Source organism: Corallococcus sp. AB032C (genome assembly GCF_003668935.1).
Taxonomy (GTDB): domain Bacteria; phylum Myxococcota; class Myxococcia; order Myxococcales; family Myxococcaceae; genus Corallococcus; species Corallococcus exiguus.
In genome coordinates this window covers 25,649-40,032 of sequence record NZ_RAWP01000098.1, presented here as the reverse complement: position 1 = coordinate 40,032, position 14,384 = coordinate 25,649, and the positions used below count along the sequence as shown (strand labels likewise).

Sequence of the window (14,384 nt, the reverse complement as noted above, 5' to 3'; positions counted from 1 at the left end):
GGGGGGCGAGAACGGGGGAGGGGAGGGCCGCGCTAGGATGGCGGCCTTCACACCCCACTGCTTCCCGTCCGGGAGGTCATCCCCATGCGCCACCTGCTTCGCGCGGTCCTGACCGCGTCCGTCGTCATCGTCACCGGTTGTGCCGGCCACCAGCGCGACAACTACGTCCGCGACCGCGCGGCCACCGTGGCCTACGAGCAGCCGCTCGCGCAGCTGTGGCCGGAGGTGAAGGCCATCATGGACGAGCGCGGCTATTCGTGGCGCGAACTGCCCAACCAGTTCGTGCTGGAGACGGAGTGGCTGGACTCCGGCGGCGGCACGTTGGGGCCCACGTCCTCCACGCGCTACCTCATCGAAGGGGTCACCCTGGCGGATGGCCGGGCCGTGCTGCGCGCGCTGCGCTCCGACCGCGTGCAGCAGTCCGTGGGCGTCAGCTACGCCACCGACAAGGGCACCGGCAACCCGGCCACCGGCGGCCTGGCGGACCCCAACGGCGTGGGCCGAAGCACCAGCGGCCTTGCCCCGGAGCAGAAGGCCAGCTACCGCGACCTGGACCTGGAGCTGGAGTTCTTCCGCAAGCTCAACCCGAAGGGAGCCACGGCCCTGGAGGCCGAAGCGTCCGCGAAGTACCCGTAGGCCCTTCGCGGAACCGCTACGCCCCCCCCGGCCTACTTCCAGGGCCGGGAGATGACGCAGGCGTTGATGCCGCCAACTCCCATGGAGAGCTTGCCCGAGCACCCCTCGGGCGCCGCCTCTCCCTGATTGAAGACGAAGCGGCCGTGCACCTTGGCGATCTGCTTGTTGAGCTCCGGGGCGGACAGCGGCGTGGGGTACACCTTGCCGGCCTCCGCGCCCAGGTACTGCGCGGTGAGCTCCCAGCCGCCGCCCGCGGACATGCCGTGGCCGAAGGTGCCCTTGCGCGCGGTGATCAGCACGGACTCCGGCAGCACGTCGCGCAGGGTCTGCACCTCCAGGAAGTCGCCCGGGGTGGCGGTGGCGTGCAGGTCCCAGCTGCCCACGTCCTGCGGCTGACAGCCGGCGGCGCCCAGCGCCTCGCGGATGGCCAGGGTGGGGCCTTCCTTGGACGGGGTGATGATGTGGTCCGCGTCCGCGGTGACGCCCACGGCGACGGGCTCCAGGCCCAGCGCCTTGAAGCCCTTCTGGGTGAAGTGCTCGTAGTCGCCCACCACCCACACCACCGCGCCTCCGGCGATGTGCGTGCCGCGCAGCGCGGTGAGGGGCTTGGACACGGCGGCGTCCGCGGAGATGACGCGCGCGTTGTAGAAGCCGCCCACCACCAGCGGGTTGGGCGCCGCGTCCGTCATGCCCAGCACCACGGCCTTGGCCTCACCCAGGCGGATGGAGTTCATGGCCAGCTTCAGGCCGTAGCCGAAGGACGAGCACGCGGCCACCGGCGCGAACGTCATGCCGGTGATCTGCCCCAGCATGGACACCTGGGACGCGGGCGTGTTGTGGATGTTCCACAGCACGTTGGAGGACACGGCGTTCCACGGCGGCTCGGGCGCGCTCCACTTCTTCTGCAGGCGCCCGTTGCGCGTGCGCTTCTCCTTGATGACGGCCAGCTTGGCGGACTCCACGTCGCCCTCGTCGGGCACGCCAATGGCTTCAATCTCGCGCAGCTCCTCCAGGTACTCGCGCAGCTCCGGCGAGCGGCCGGCCCAGAAGTGCCACCAGTCGTCCTCCGCCTTGTCGCGCTCCACCTCTTCGATGGTGGAGGGCTCCGGAGGCAGGCCGGGCAGCGGCTCGCGCGTCTCACGCCACTGGCGAACGGCGCCGTTGCGCTCGGGGCTGGCCCAGAAGCGGTCCCACCGGCGCTGGGCGCGGTAGAGGTCCAGGGAGATGTTCTGGATGGTGGGCAGGTCGCCCAGGCCGGTGCCCACGTAGACGTGGGCTTTCGTGCCCAGCTCCTGGAGCTCCTTCTCGATGCCCGGGTTCTGCGACAGCGACTGGATGAAGGCGCCGATGGCGTACTGCGTGGGCTGCCCCATCTTCCGCTCCAGCTGGGAGAAGCGGTTGGCGGGGAAGCGCGCGTCGATCCACGGCTTGTAGTCCGCCAGGTTGAACGTGGGCGTGCCGACGAGGAAGTTGTCCGGACCGAAGCCGTTGAAGGGGGTCAGCCAGGTCTCGGACGACTCGAGGTTCTTCGCGAAGGCCTCGATGTTGGGGGAACGCGGGGCGACCACGCCCCAGCCGAAGATTCCGACTCTGCGCACGGGTGTTTCCTCCGCCGCCCGGGGGAAGGCTAAAGCGGCTGGATCTTGAGGTTGTCGAAGTGGACGCGCGTCTGCCAGCCGGAGAACCCGAAGTACTGGTTGCGGGGGCCGTAGAGCGGGGACGCGTCCTGGAGGGTCAGGAAGGGCTTGCCGTCCACTTCCCACGACAGGAGTCCGTCCCGCCGGGTGATTTTGAAGTGGTAGCGCTGGCCGGGCACCACCGCGGCGCCGTCGCGCACGGCGCGGTCGTTGGTGTGCTCGTGCTGGCGCGCGATGATGGACTGGGTGTTGCGCCAGCCGCCGAAGATGAAGACGTAGCCGGTGGCGGTGTACTGCAGGCGCGGGTCGCCCGCGTAGAAGGAGCGGCCGTCGCCCCACGCCTCGACCTTCATGTCGCCTTCCGGGCTGTCACCCCAGGCGTCGAACTCGATGACGGCGTTCTCCGGGAGGGGCTTCTTCAGCCACACCGGGCGGTTGCCCAGGGCCTGCACCACCAACGCCCCGTCCTCGATCTTCGTGGCGGAGGGGTTGGTGACGTTCCACGCGTCGCCCAGGGTGTCGCGGTTGAAGTCGTCCTCGGAGGGGCCCGGGGGCAGGGTGGGCTCCTGCTTCGCCACCATGGTGGCGGGCATGGAGTCCGGCGTGCCGATGCGCAGGTTGTCGAAGAACAGCTGCGACTCCCAGCCGGACAGGCCCAGCCGGTCCTGCCCCTTGCCCTTCAGCGGGAACGGGTCGTCCAGCTCGCCCACGAGCTGTCCGTCGATGGCCCACTTGAGCACGTTGCCGCGCCGCTCGATGCGCCAGCGGTACGTGCGGCCGGACTGGATGGGGGCGCCCACGCGGGACTCCACGCGCACCCGGGTGTCCTTCTTGAAGACGCCGGTGGCGACGAGGTCCGCGCCCTGGCCGCCGCCCTTCTCCGCGACGCGCGCGGCCTTGCGCTGGAGCGCGTCCAGCGCGGGCGCGTTGATGTCCTTCCGGGCGATGACGGACAGGCTGTTGTTCCACCCGCCCTGCACCAGCACGTAGCCGGAGGCCGGGTCGCGGCCGTTGCCGAACAGCTCCACGCGGATGTCGCCCTCGGGGTACTCCGGGCGCACGTCGAACTCCACCGCCACGTCGTCCGGCAGCGCGGCCTGGAGCCACAGCGGGTTGTTCTTGGGCGCGGGGCCGAGCAGCTCCCCGTTCGTCACACGCCAGTAGGCGCCGGTGGAGAAGAAGTCGCGCGCGACGACAGCGGGGTCGTTGAACGACTGCTGGTAGGGCACCGTCGCGGTGACGTCCGCCTGGCCCCGGATGAGCGCGTAATGGATGAGCGGGAGCTGGATGAAGGCGACCGCGCCAGCGAGGATGGCCCACCCCTTGCGGCCCATGCCGGCGGGCTTGCGCCACCCCTCATGGGGCACGGCGGGCTGGGCGGCGTCCGGGGAAGACGGGACGGAGGCCGCCGGGGGCGACCCTTCCTGCTTCTGCGTGTCCTTGTCCTTGCGGCTGGCCTGGCCCATCGATGCTCGAGGAAGGGGAGGGGGAAAGCCGGCGGAATCTACGCCCCGGCCCCTCCGGCGTAAAGGATTGCCGGGACAGGGGCTACTTGACCCCCCAGCGCTTCTCGAGCGCCTGCTGCTCCGCCAGGCGCTGCTTCTGCTTCTGCCTCTCCGCCTTCTGTTGATCCGACTCCTCGGGCGAGGGGCGCACGGCGAGCTGGTAGACGCTGCCCGCCAGGGCGAAGAGGAGCGCGGCGATGATGACGCCCCAGGGGCGGCTGGCCACCGCCTCCACCACGCCGCCGAACTGGTGCAGCGCCGCGAGCGCGCCAATCACCAAAAGCCACGCGCCCACCACCGACGCGACGATGCCGCTCACCTGCCGGTGGAGGAAGGCGCCCACCAGACCGCCAATGATGAAGCCCGGCCCGAAGCCGAGCAGGAAGTCGCTGGGGCCGGCAATCTGGCCCGCCAGGAGCCCCAGCGGCACGCCCACGCCCACGAAGGTGACGGCGGGCGGGAAGAGGAAGCCCAGCGCCATCAGCGCCGCGGCCACCAGGGTGGGCATGCGCGGATCCAGGTCGACCAGGTTCAGCCGCTGGGTGACGGCGCCCGTCCACACCAGTCCCAGCACCGCGCCCACCGGGCCCGCCACGGCGCGGAACAGCTTGCCGCCGCCCGCGAGCAGCAACACCAGCCCCACGAGCGCGACCACGACGCCCACCCACATGGGCAGGAGCCGGTAGATGCCCACCCAGCCAGAGGGGTTGAAGGTCTGGTACGACTTGAGCGCCAGGAGGAAGCCATCCATGACGCGCCATCCTAGCGACTGTGGCCGTCAGGAATAGCGGGTCAAGGCGAGCCCCAGCAGCACCGCCAGGATGACGGCGCCCAGGAGCGCGTAACCGTAGAGGGCGCGGGGCGTCTCCGTGGCGCGCAGCAGGTCTTCCGCGCGTTCGCGGTCTTCCGGAGAAGGGCTGCCCGCGAGGATGCGCTGTGCGTCCCGCCGGGCGCCGGCCACGTCACCCGCGTCCTTGCGGGCCCAGGCGGCGCGCACGTCTTCAGAGCCTGGGAGGGTGCCGGGAGCCTGGGGGCCGCCTCCGGGCTCCGGGGGCGTCTGTCCGCCTTTCGCCATGGGGCGCGTCTATACCAGGGAATGCAGGCACCCGCCGACGGTATAAGCAGGTCCCCATGCCTGTGCGGCCCCTCTCCCGTCGAAACCTCCTGCTCGCCACGTCCGCGCTCGTCCCGCTGCTGTCCCGGCGTGCGGCCGCCTTCGGTGAGAAGAGCCGCTTCATCCCCGCCGTGGCCCGGCACGGGGGCCGCTGGGACGGCCGGCTGTCGGGGCTGCGCCGCCTTGCGTGGGAGCTGCAGCGGCGCACGTCCGTGGAGGTGGTGCCGGACGCGCGCCCGTTCGCGCTGAGCAGCCCGGACCTCTTCGAGTACCCGTTCCTCTACTTCGGAGGGGACGGAGCCTTCCCGCCGCTCACCGACGCGGAGGTGTCCAACCTGCGCCGCTACCTGACGTACGGCGGCTTCGTGTTCGGGGACGCCAACGACGGCAGCGACGGGGACGGCTTCGACGCCAGCTTCCGCCGGGAGATGTCGCGCGTGCTGCCGCAGAGCCCGCTGAAGGAGGCGCCGAGCACGCACGTCGTCTTCAAGTCCTTCTTCCTCCTGGACGCGGCGCCGGGGCGCCTGTTGCACAAGCCGCTGCCGCTGGTGGCGAGCGTGGGCAAGCGCGCGGCGGTCATCTATTCGCAGAACGACGTGGCGGGCGCGTGGAGCCGCAGCGAGTCCGGCGACTACGAGTTCGACGTGTCCCCGGGCGGAGAGCCGCAGCGCGAGCTGGCCATCCGCCTGGGCATCAACCTGTGCATGTACGCGCTCTGTCTGGACTACAAGGACGACGCGGTGCACCTGCCCCTCATCCTCAACAAGCGGCGCTGAGAGTGCGTTTCCTCGCGCGAACCCTCGAATGAACTCCCCGTCCTTCAACGCGTGGAAGCTCGTCAGCCTGTCGCCCCTGCCCGTCTGGGCGCTGGTGCTGCTGGGCGTGGGGTTGGTGGTGGGCATCGCGCTGGCGGCGTGGGGCGTGCGCCGCGAGCCGTCCCGGGGCCGCAAGCTGCTGCTGTGGGGCCTGCGCCTGGGCGCGGGCGTGGCGGCGTTCTTCTTCCTCCTGGAGCCCGGCATCCGGCACCTGCAGGTGGCGCGGATGAAGAACCGGGTGGCGGTGCTGGTGGACCGCTCGGCGTCCATGAACTTCCCGTCGGAGCCGGGCGGGCCCACGCGCAGCGCGCAGGTGGCGGCGTTCCTGGAGAAGGCGGCGCCCACGTTCGCGTCCTGGCAGGACCGCTTCACGGTGGAGGTGTACGGGGTGGACCCGGAGCTGGCGCCGGTGACGGCCGCGCAGCTGGCCCAGGAGCCCGCGCGGGCGGGCACGACGGACCTGCTCGCGGCGCTGCGGTCCGCGGCGTCCGGAGGGCAGGGGTCGCGCAAGCTGTCCGGTGTGCTGCTGTTCAGCGACGGCGCGGACAACACGGAATTGAAGGCCGGGGCGGTGGGCCGTGCGCGTGCGGCGCTCACGGACCTGGGCGTGCCGGTGTCCACGTTCCTGGTGGGCCAGGAGGCGCTGAAGGATTTGTCGGTGGAGGGGCTGAAGGTGGATGACTTCGCCTTCGTGCGCAACTCGCTGACGGTGGAGGTGGAGATCCACGGCCGCGGGTTCTCCGGGCAGGACATCCCCGTCGTCTTGAGCCAGGAGGGCAAGACGGTGGCGAGCAAGCTGGTGAAGATGACCACCGGCGACGACGTGAAGCCGGTGTCCTTCACCTTCACGCCGGACCAGACAGGGCGGTTCGTCTACACGGTGACGGTGCCCACGTTCCCGGATGAAGCGGTGAGCGACAACAACAGCCGCTCGTTCACGCTGAAGGTGATTCGCGACCGCGTGCGCGTGCTGCTGGTGGTGGGGCGGCCGTCGTGGGACGAGCGGTTCCTGCGCGGGCTGCTCAAGCAGGACGCGAACGTGGACCTGGTGTCGTTCTACATCCTGCGCACGCTGTCGGACGACACGGGCGTGTCGAACGAGCGGGAGCTGTCGCTCATCCCGTTCCCCATGGAGGAGATCTTCGACACGAAGCTGCACACGTTCGACGTCGTCATCTTCCAGAACTTCGGTTACTCGGACCCTTCGCTGTCCATCGCGGAGTACGAGCGCAACCTGGAGCGCTACATCCACGAGGGCGGCGCGTTCGTGATGATTGGCGGCGACAGCGTGCTGGGCGAAGGCCGCGCGTCGATGCCCACGCTGATGGAGGCGCTGCCGGTGGAGGCCGCGGGGCCCGCGAACGCGGAGCCGTTCAAGCCGCGCCTCACGCCGGAGGGCCTGCGGCATCCGGTGACGTCCATTGGCACGGGCGCGGCGAGCACGGAGGCCACGTGGGGCGAGCTGTTGCCCATTCCGGGCGCGAACCTGACGCGGGCGCGGCCGGGCGCGACGGTGCTGATGGACCACCCGTTCATGACGGTGGACGGGAAGAACGCGCCGCTCGTGTCGGTGTGGGACTACGGGCGGGGCCGGGCGATGGTGGTGGCGACGGACGCCACGTGGTCGTGGGCGTTCACGGCGCACCGGGATGGCTCACCGAACCGGGCGTATGACCGCTTCTGGGGCAATGCGCTGCGGTGGTTGGTGAGGGATCCGGACCTGACGACGCTGAAGGTGACGGCGGATCCTCCGTCGGTGGAGCCGGGGCGGCCGGTGGGCGTGGTGGTGCAGGCGCGGATGGCGGACTACCAGCCGGCGGACGGCGCGCAGGTGCGGGCGGAGCTGTTCTCCGTGGCGACGCAGAAGCCGGTGGCGGTGCAGACGGGCACGACGGGAGCGGACGGCGTGGTGCGGCTGGAGTTCGCGCCGCCGGCGCCGGGGCCGTACAAGCTGCTCGCGTCCGCGAAGAAGGGCGAGACGGACCTGGGCAAGGGCGAGGACGCGGTGGCGGTGCGCGCGGTGGGTCCGGAGCTGTCGGACGCGTCGGTGCGGCCGACGCTGATGGAGCAGATCGCCAGCGTCACGGAGGGCAAGGCGTACAAGCTGCCGCAGGACGGGATGCCGGACGTGCCGCTGTTGGATCCGCCGGTGGTGGAGGTGGGGCGCGCGAAGGACCAGCCGCTGTGGGACCGCTGGTACTACCTGGTGGCGCTCATCGCGCTCCTGGGCGCGGAGTGGTTCGCGCGGCGGCGGTTCGGGTACGTGTGACCCGGTGGGATGTCAGACTGCTCTCCATGATGGGGGAATGATGGAATCGCATTCAGGAACGAATCCTGACTCCCAGCCGCGATTTGATTTCGCCATCCATGACCGGAAGGGGCAGACGAAGGCACTCGTGCAGGTCAAGGCTCGCCTGGGGACAACCCGTGGCTGGGCGGCGAAGTACTGGCTGAAGCTGGACGCGTTGGGCCAACGGCCGAACGCTGACTACTTCCTCCTGGTCACCCCAGAAAAGCTCTACGTCTGGAAGATCGCCAGGGCGAAGACAGAGGGAACGCCAACCCGCGTGCTCGATACCTCGGTGGTCCTGAACTCGTACTTCAAGCGTCTGGGGACTGGTCCCGAGGGCATCAAGCCGCTGGCCTTCAACATGCTGGTTGGGGCATGGCTGGACGACCTGACGACCGCTGCGTCTCCCGGAACGGAGAATGAAGAGCTGGCGCGCACTGGACTTCTTCGTGCCATTGCTGGAGGGGCCATTCGCGAGGAACCAGTTTGAGGGTCTACGTCGAGACCAACTTCATCCTCGAATTGGCCTATGAGCAGGAGCAGGTGGAGTCCTGCGAGGAGATCCTTCAGCTCGCGGAGACGGGAGCCCTTCGTCTGGCCATTCCCGCGTTTTGCTTCATCGAACCGATGGACAAGCTGCGGCGAGATCGCGAGAAGCACCGACAGCTGGCGGATGGTTTCCGACAGGAGTTTCGAGAGCGACAGCGGGGACGAGTCTTCTCTCAGGCGCAACGGCAGGCGTGGGCTGAAGTCCAATCCAGCTTGACCGCCATCACGCAGGATGCAGAGCAACGGGTGGATTCGATCCGGGAACGGCTGCTTCGCTGTTCGGACATCCTGCCTGTCAGCGAAAGGGTCATCGAGCACGCCGCGGCACTCTGGGCAGAGGAGTTGATGCCATTCCCAGATGCGGTGGTGCTCGCCTCCGTATTGGCTGGCCTCCAGAAAGAAGCTCCATCCGGGGAGGCGTCCTGCTTCCTGAACAGGAACCAGCGTGACTTCGAGACACCTACGGTCGAGGAGTTACTGGAGCAGCAGCACTGCGTCTTGAAGGTCCGGTTTGATGGAGGATTGGGCTTCATCAAAGCAGCCCTCAAAGCCCGCTCCTCCTGACCGGCTCGATGCGAATGCCGCCCCTGTCCAAAGGCAGGAGCGGCCGTGATGCGGTGACTACTCCGCCTTCTCCACCACGCCGCAGGCGATGCGGCCGCCGGCGTCGCCGGTCGGGTCGGTGTGGTAGTCGTCCAGCTTGGCGTGGATCATGACGGCGGAGCCGTCCTTGTCGAGCAGCGACTTCACCTTCAGGTCGGCGATGAAGACGTCGAACTGCACCTTGCCGTCCTGGGCGACGTAGAGGTTCGGCAGGTCACCGGCGTGCTGGCCCTTGGGCGACAGCGCGCCGTGCTGCTTCTTCGTCGGGTTGAAGTGGCCGCCCGCCGTCTTGAAGTCCGGCGCCTCGCACTTGCCCGTCTCGTGGATGTGGAAGGCGTGCTCGCCCGCGGGCAGGTTCATCAGCGTGCCCCGCACCAGCACGCCCTTGGGCGCCTGCTCCATCGTCACTTCGCCCACGTCCTTGCCCTGGGCGTCCTTCAGCGTCGCCTTCACCGTCTCGCCCTTCTTGGGGGCAGGCTTCGCGCCCGCGTCCGCGGGGGCCGGCGTCCCGGCGTCCTGGGCCAGGGCGGGCGTGGTGAACAGCGCGGCGGCGACAATCAGGGGACGAATCGTCATGGTTTGAAAGACTCCTGGAATGGGTGACGCAGCGGCGCGGGACACTACCCACCCGCCGAGTCCTCCGCAGGGGAATGTCCACTCCCGCATTCATCCGGTGATGGGGAGTCATCACTCCGGCAGCGGACCGTCCAGTGGCACCGGCACCACCCGGGACGCACCGAACGCGGGCGCCCAAACGCGCTGCACCGGCGTCCCGTTCAGGAAGCGCATCACCGCGCGGAACGCCGCTTCCGGGCCTCCCAGGCCTTCCGCCCAGGCGCTGCCCCGGGGTGAAAGGTTCGGCACCAGCGGGCCCAGGGACTCGCGGGACCTGGCGCCCCGGGTGATGCCCAGGCCTTCGTCCCGCACGCGCTGGGGCACGTACAGCGGCGCGAACCGCGCGTGGCGGTGGTCGTGCACGCAGCCGGGCTCTTCCAGCAGCGCGGCGGACAAGGGCAGTTCGCGCACGTTGAACAGGAGCTTCACCGCTTCCTCGTGCGGATCATACGGACCGCGCAGCCGGTGGTCTCCTCGGGGAATCAGCCGCCGGTCCAGGTAGCAGAACGCCTTCGCCTCCGGCGGCACCGCGCCCCGGTGCCTCGCGCCGCCGTAGCGGAAGAACGGCCGCACGTGGCTTGCGTCCACCTCCAGCTCAGGTCCCTGCTTCAGCGCGCGCAGCTTGGGCAACAGCGCGGGCTCCAGGCCGTGCTCCCGCGCGAAGTCCTCCAGCGTGTCCTGCGTCGCGGCGCAGAAGGCCCGGAGGCGCGCGAGCAATCGCTCCTGGTCCGCGTCCACCAGCAGCTCGTCGAAGCGCGTCTTCACCCCGGGCAGGCTCACCGGGATGAGCGTGGTGAGCAGCTCGCCCCGCGCTCGCCAGTCCGCGTCCAGCGCGGCGGCTTCCTCCGCGATGGGGGAGAGCCGCCACTCGGGAGCCTCGGGCGTGAAGCACTGGCCCACGCCCTTGTGCTCGTAGCGGGGCGCGGAGGCGTCCACGCCGGACCTGGAGGTCCACACCGTGATGCACGTGCGCACCTGCGTGCCCGTGAAGATGCCCGGGCCCAGGTCCACCACCTCTCGCAGGTGGAGCGCTTGCAACAGCGCGTGGCGCAGCGGCGCGTAGATGAACGACTCCAGCAGGCTCGCGGGCGTGATGAAGGCCAGGACTCCCGGCCGGGCCGTCAGCCGCTTCATGGCCACGAGGAGGAAGAACGCGAAGTCATCCCGGAGGCTCGTGCCCGGCGGCATCTCCAGCGGCACCAGGGCGCGCAGCCGCGCGTAGCAGGCCGCGTCCTTCAGCACCGCGGACGTGCCGTTGTAGGGCGGGTTGCCCACCCATAACTCCACGTGCCCCTCTGGCGTCTCCGCGAGCAGCGGCTCCAGCCCGCCCCTCAGCGCATCCCCCACGCGGACGTCCGCGCCCGGCACGCGGGCCTGGCACAGGTGGGCGACGCCACCATCCAGCTCCAGGCCGCACAGCCTCGCGTCAGGGCGGTGCCTCGCGGCGGCGGAGAGGAAGGCTCCCGCGCCACAGGCCGGATCCACCACGGTGAGCGGCCCGTCCCCCAGGTGTGACAGCGCGAGCGCGAGCGTGCGCTCCACGATGGGCGCGGGCGTGTAGAACGCGCCCACCGCCTTGCGGTTGATGCCGGGGAACTGGTGGACCAGCAGTTCCTCGTCCAGCTCGGGCGTGTCGATGGCGCGGGCCATGCCGGGCCATCCTAGACAGATTCACCCGGTGGTCCGCGAGGGGGCCCAGTCCAATGCCGTGCCGCAGCGTTTGCAAAAGCGCGCATCCAGGTCATGACCCTGTGCGCCACAACCCGGACACGCCTGGGTATTCGGGGGCTGACGCGTAGCGGCGGCGAGCTCCACCGACACGATGCCCGTGGGCACCGCGATGATGCCGTAGCCCATCACCATCAGGATGGACGCGAGGAACTGCCCCGTCACCGTCTTGGGCGTGATGTCCCCGAAGCCCACCGTCGTCATCGTCACGATGGCCCAGTACATGGAGCGGGGGATGCTGTCGAAGCCGTTCGCCTCGCCCTCCACCATGTACATGACCGCGCCCATGATGACGTCGATGCTCAGCACCGTGCCCAGGAAGACGATGATCTTCGGTCGGCTCGCGCGCAGCGCCGTGAGCAGCACCTCCGCCTGACCCAGCAGGTGCCCCAGCTTGAGGATGCGGAAGACGCGCAGCAGGCGCAGCACGCGGATGACCAGCAGCGTCTGCGCGCCTGGGAACAGCACGCTCAGGAACGACGGCAACAGCGCCATCAGGTCCACGATGCCGAAGAAGCTGCGCGCGTAGTGCAGCGGCTGGCGCACCGCGATGAGCCGCAGCACGTACTCCAGCGCGAAGAGGACGGTGAAGACCCACTCGGCGGTGTGCAGCGCGTGGGCATGCTCCGCGCGCACCTGCGAGACGCTCTCCAGCATCACCGCCACCACGCTGAACACGATGGCCCACAGGAGCGCTACGTCGAACGCCTTCCCCGCGGGGGTGTCCGCTTCGAAGATGACCGTGTGCAGGCGGGCGCGAAAGCCGCTCGGGGGGCTCTGTTCGGAGGGACGGTCCACAGGCCGCGCAGCTTAGGCGCAATCCCGCTGGGAACGTTCAACAGCGTTCCTGTCTCCTGGACCGGCGGCTGCATTGCCAGGGCTGGTTCCCGTCCCGACGTTCCAGTCCGCCCTGTCCATGGCGCGGAGCGGCTCTGGCGCATGTTGCAAATCCTCAACGCCATCCCCGTGCGGCTGCTCGCCCTGCTGGTGATGGGCCTGCTCTTCATATGCCTGGAGCTCGGCTACCGGCTCAGTCACCGGAGGCCGGAGCTCGGCGACGTGTCGGCGCTCCAGGCGTCGGTGCTCGGGCTGGTGGCGCTCCTGCTGGCCTTCTCCTTCTCCATGGCCGCGGACCGGTACTCGCTGCGCCGCGCCCTCGTGGTGAAGGAGGCGAACGCCATCGGCACGCTCTACCTGCGCCTCGGCTTTCTTCCCGAGCCCTCGCGCGGCGAGACGCGCGCCTGGCTGCGCCGCTACACCGACCTTCGCCTGGAGGGGCACGAAGTCGCGAATGAGCCGGCCGTCTTCGCGAAGCTGTTCCAGGAGTCGGAGTCGCTCCAGTCGGAGCTCTGGGCGCGGCTGGAGGTGCTGGCGCCCCGAGTGGAGGCCCCCGTGCTCATCCTCGTCACCCAGGCGATGAACGACGTGTTCGACATCGCCGAGGAGCGCCTGGCGGCGGCCCACAACCTCATCCCGACCTCCATCTTCGTCCTGCTGCTCGTCGGGATGCTCGGCTCCGGCGTGCTCCTGGGATACCGGCCGGAGGCGCGCGTGCGCGGGTTCCTCTCCTGGTTCCTGTTCGTGGTCATCCTGACCGCCGTGATGTTCACCCTCCTGGACCTGGACCTCCCCACGCGAGGACGCATCCGCGTGGACCAGGAGCCGCTGCGGTCGCTCCAGGAGCAGCTGCGCACCCATCCCTGACCCGCGTCCAGGCAATCGGCGGAGGGGGTCGTCCGTTCACAGGGCATGCGGACCCTGAACGACACCTCGAAGCGCGTCTCCCTCTCCCTGTTCGGCCTGGGCCTGTCGCTCACGGCCCTCCCGGCGTTCGCAGGCGAGGCGCCTACGCCCCAGGAGGTCATGCGGGAGGCCCGGCGCAGCGTGCTCACGGACGGCATCGAGAAGGCGGAGGCCGTGCGCATCGGCGGCATCGACCAGTGGATTTCGGTGCGCGGGCGCCACAAGGACAACCCGCTCTTGCTCTTCCTTCACGGAGGGCCGGGCTTCACCGCGCTGCCCACCGCGTACTTCTACCAGGGCGAATGGGAGGAGTACTTCACCGTCGCGCACTGGGATCAGCGCGGCGCGGGGAAGACGTATGCCCTCAATCCCCCGGACAAGGTGAAGCCCACCATGACCGTGGACCGCATGGTGGCGGACGCGGAGGAGGTGGCCGCGTACCTGCGCAAGACGTACGGCAAGAAGCGCATCGTGCTCGTGGGCCACAGCTGGGGCACGGTGCTGGGCGTGAAGCTCGCGCGGATGCACCCGGACTGGTTCGACGCGTACGTGGGCATCGGACAGGGGGTGGACCTGCCGAAGAACGAAGCCCTGGGCTACGCGGCCACGCTCGCCGCGGCGAAGGCGGACGGCAACAAGAAGGCCATCGAGGACCTGGAGTCCATCGCCCCGTTCCCGGACCCGAAGGACCCCGCGCGCACGCTGGCCAACCTGCACAAGGAGCGCCGCTGGCTCATGCACTATGAGACCCACGGCTGGCGCGCGCCGGACTGGCACGGCGCCGAGGTCTGGCGCTACAGCCCGGACGTCACCGACAAGGACATGCAGGCGCGTGACGAGGGCCTGGACCTGAGCCTCGCGGCCTTCTGGGCGCCCATCACCCAGCTGAACCTCACGAAGGAGAACCGCTTCGCCTTGCCTGTCGTCTTCTTCCACGGCCGGCATGACCGCACCACGTCCGCGCAGCTGTTGGACTCCTGGTTCGCCACCGTCCAGGCGCCGTCGAAGAAGCTCGTCTGGTTCGAGGACTCCGCGCACATGGTGCACGAGGAGGAGCCCGGGAAGGTGCTCGTTCAACTCGTGCAGGACGTGCTCCCGCTCACGCGCGGGAAGTAGTCACGAAAAAGAAAGGCGGAACCCGAGCCCCTT

The 14,384-nt window shown here is 69.7% G+C and carries 14 protein-coding genes; 7 read left to right on the top strand and 7 right to left on the bottom strand.

Features of this window, described 5'->3' with window-relative positions:
• Window positions 1–84 precede the first annotated feature (84 nt).
• A complete protein-coding gene (locus D7X99_RS32505; protein ID WP_121781133.1) occupies window positions 85–636 on the top strand; it encodes a hypothetical protein in 552 nt (183 codons plus the stop codon).
• Window positions 637–668: 32 nt separating this feature from the next.
• On the opposite strand, the gene D7X99_RS32500 is transcribed toward D7X99_RS32505, so the two are convergent.
• The 4 genes from D7X99_RS32500 to D7X99_RS32485 all read right to left on the bottom strand — a co-directional run bounded on the left by D7X99_RS32500 (window position 669) and on the right by D7X99_RS32485 (window position 4,853).
• The gene (locus tag D7X99_RS32500; protein WP_121781132.1) at window positions 669–2,234 is read right to left on the bottom strand and encodes a beta-ketoacyl synthase N-terminal-like domain-containing protein; all 1,566 of its coding nucleotides are present in this window, start codon (window positions 2,232–2,234) and stop codon (window positions 669–671) included.
• A 29-nt stretch (window positions 2,235–2,263) separates the two neighbouring features.
• Window positions 2,264–3,739, bottom strand: coding sequence for a hypothetical protein (locus D7X99_RS32495; RefSeq protein WP_121781131.1), 1,476 nt, complete (start codon window positions 3,737–3,739; stop codon window positions 2,264–2,266).
• An 82-nt stretch (window positions 3,740–3,821) separates the two neighbouring features.
• Window positions 3,822–4,529: a hypothetical protein gene (locus D7X99_RS32490; RefSeq protein ID WP_121781130.1), complete on the bottom strand. Its 708-nt coding sequence runs from the start codon at window positions 4,527–4,529 to the stop codon at window positions 3,822–3,824.
• Window positions 4,530–4,556: 27 nt separating this feature from the next.
• Entirely contained in the window at window positions 4,557–4,853 is a 297-nt protein-coding gene (locus D7X99_RS32485) for a molecular chaperone DnaJ (RefSeq protein WP_120596237.1), read from the bottom strand.
• Between the two features lie 56 nt (window positions 4,854–4,909).
• Here D7X99_RS32485 and D7X99_RS32480 point away from each other — a divergent pair, with 56 nt between their 5' ends.
• The 4 genes from D7X99_RS32480 to D7X99_RS42955 are packed head-to-tail and all read left to right on the top strand — an operon-like array spanning window position 4,910 to window position 9,110.
• Window positions 4,910–5,668: a DUF4159 domain-containing protein gene (locus tag D7X99_RS32480; RefSeq protein WP_121781129.1), complete on the top strand. Its 759-nt coding sequence runs from the start codon at window positions 4,910–4,912 to the stop codon at window positions 5,666–5,668.
• A gap of 28 nt (window positions 5,669–5,696) precedes the next feature.
• The gene (locus D7X99_RS32475; protein WP_121754640.1) at window positions 5,697–7,976 is read left to right on the top strand and encodes a glutamine amidotransferase; all 2,280 of its coding nucleotides are present in this window, start codon (window positions 5,697–5,699) and stop codon (window positions 7,974–7,976) included.
• Window positions 7,977–8,013: 37 nt separating this feature from the next.
• Window positions 8,014–8,487: a hypothetical protein gene (locus D7X99_RS32470; RefSeq protein ID WP_120596234.1), complete on the top strand. Its 474-nt coding sequence runs from the start codon at window positions 8,014–8,016 to the stop codon at window positions 8,485–8,487.
• Window positions 8,484–9,110 (top strand): PIN domain-containing protein, encoded by a 627-nt coding sequence (locus tag D7X99_RS42955; RefSeq protein ID WP_158620672.1) that lies wholly within the window; start codon window positions 8,484–8,486, stop codon window positions 9,108–9,110. The genes D7X99_RS32470 and D7X99_RS42955 overlap by 4 nt, the downstream gene beginning before the upstream one ends.
• Window positions 9,111–9,167: 57 nt before the next feature.
• On the opposite strand, the gene D7X99_RS32460 is transcribed toward D7X99_RS42955, so the two are convergent.
• The 3 genes from D7X99_RS32460 to D7X99_RS32450 form a co-directional block, all read right to left on the bottom strand.
• Window positions 9,168–9,725, bottom strand: coding sequence for a superoxide dismutase family protein (locus tag D7X99_RS32460; RefSeq protein WP_121781128.1), 558 nt, complete (start codon window positions 9,723–9,725; stop codon window positions 9,168–9,170).
• Between the two features lie 111 nt (window positions 9,726–9,836).
• Window positions 9,837–11,414, bottom strand: a complete 1,578-nt coding sequence (locus tag D7X99_RS32455; protein WP_121781127.1) for a class I SAM-dependent DNA methyltransferase — start codon at window positions 11,412–11,414, stop codon at window positions 9,837–9,839.
• Between the two features lie 21 nt (window positions 11,415–11,435).
• Window positions 11,436–12,290, bottom strand: a complete 855-nt coding sequence (locus D7X99_RS32450; protein ID WP_121781126.1) for an ion transporter — start codon at window positions 12,288–12,290, stop codon at window positions 11,436–11,438.
• 141 nt (window positions 12,291–12,431) lie between these two features.
• Here D7X99_RS32450 and D7X99_RS32445 point away from each other — a divergent pair, with 141 nt between their 5' ends.
• Both D7X99_RS32445 and D7X99_RS32440 read left to right on the top strand, forming a co-directional pair.
• Entirely contained in the window at window positions 12,432–13,196 is a 765-nt protein-coding gene (locus D7X99_RS32445; RefSeq protein WP_121781125.1) for a hypothetical protein, read from the top strand.
• A 45-nt stretch (window positions 13,197–13,241) separates the two neighbouring features.
• Window positions 13,242–14,351: an alpha/beta fold hydrolase gene (locus D7X99_RS32440; protein ID WP_121781124.1), complete on the top strand. Its 1,110-nt coding sequence runs from the start codon at window positions 13,242–13,244 to the stop codon at window positions 14,349–14,351.
• Window positions 14,352–14,384: the final 33 nt, after the last annotated feature.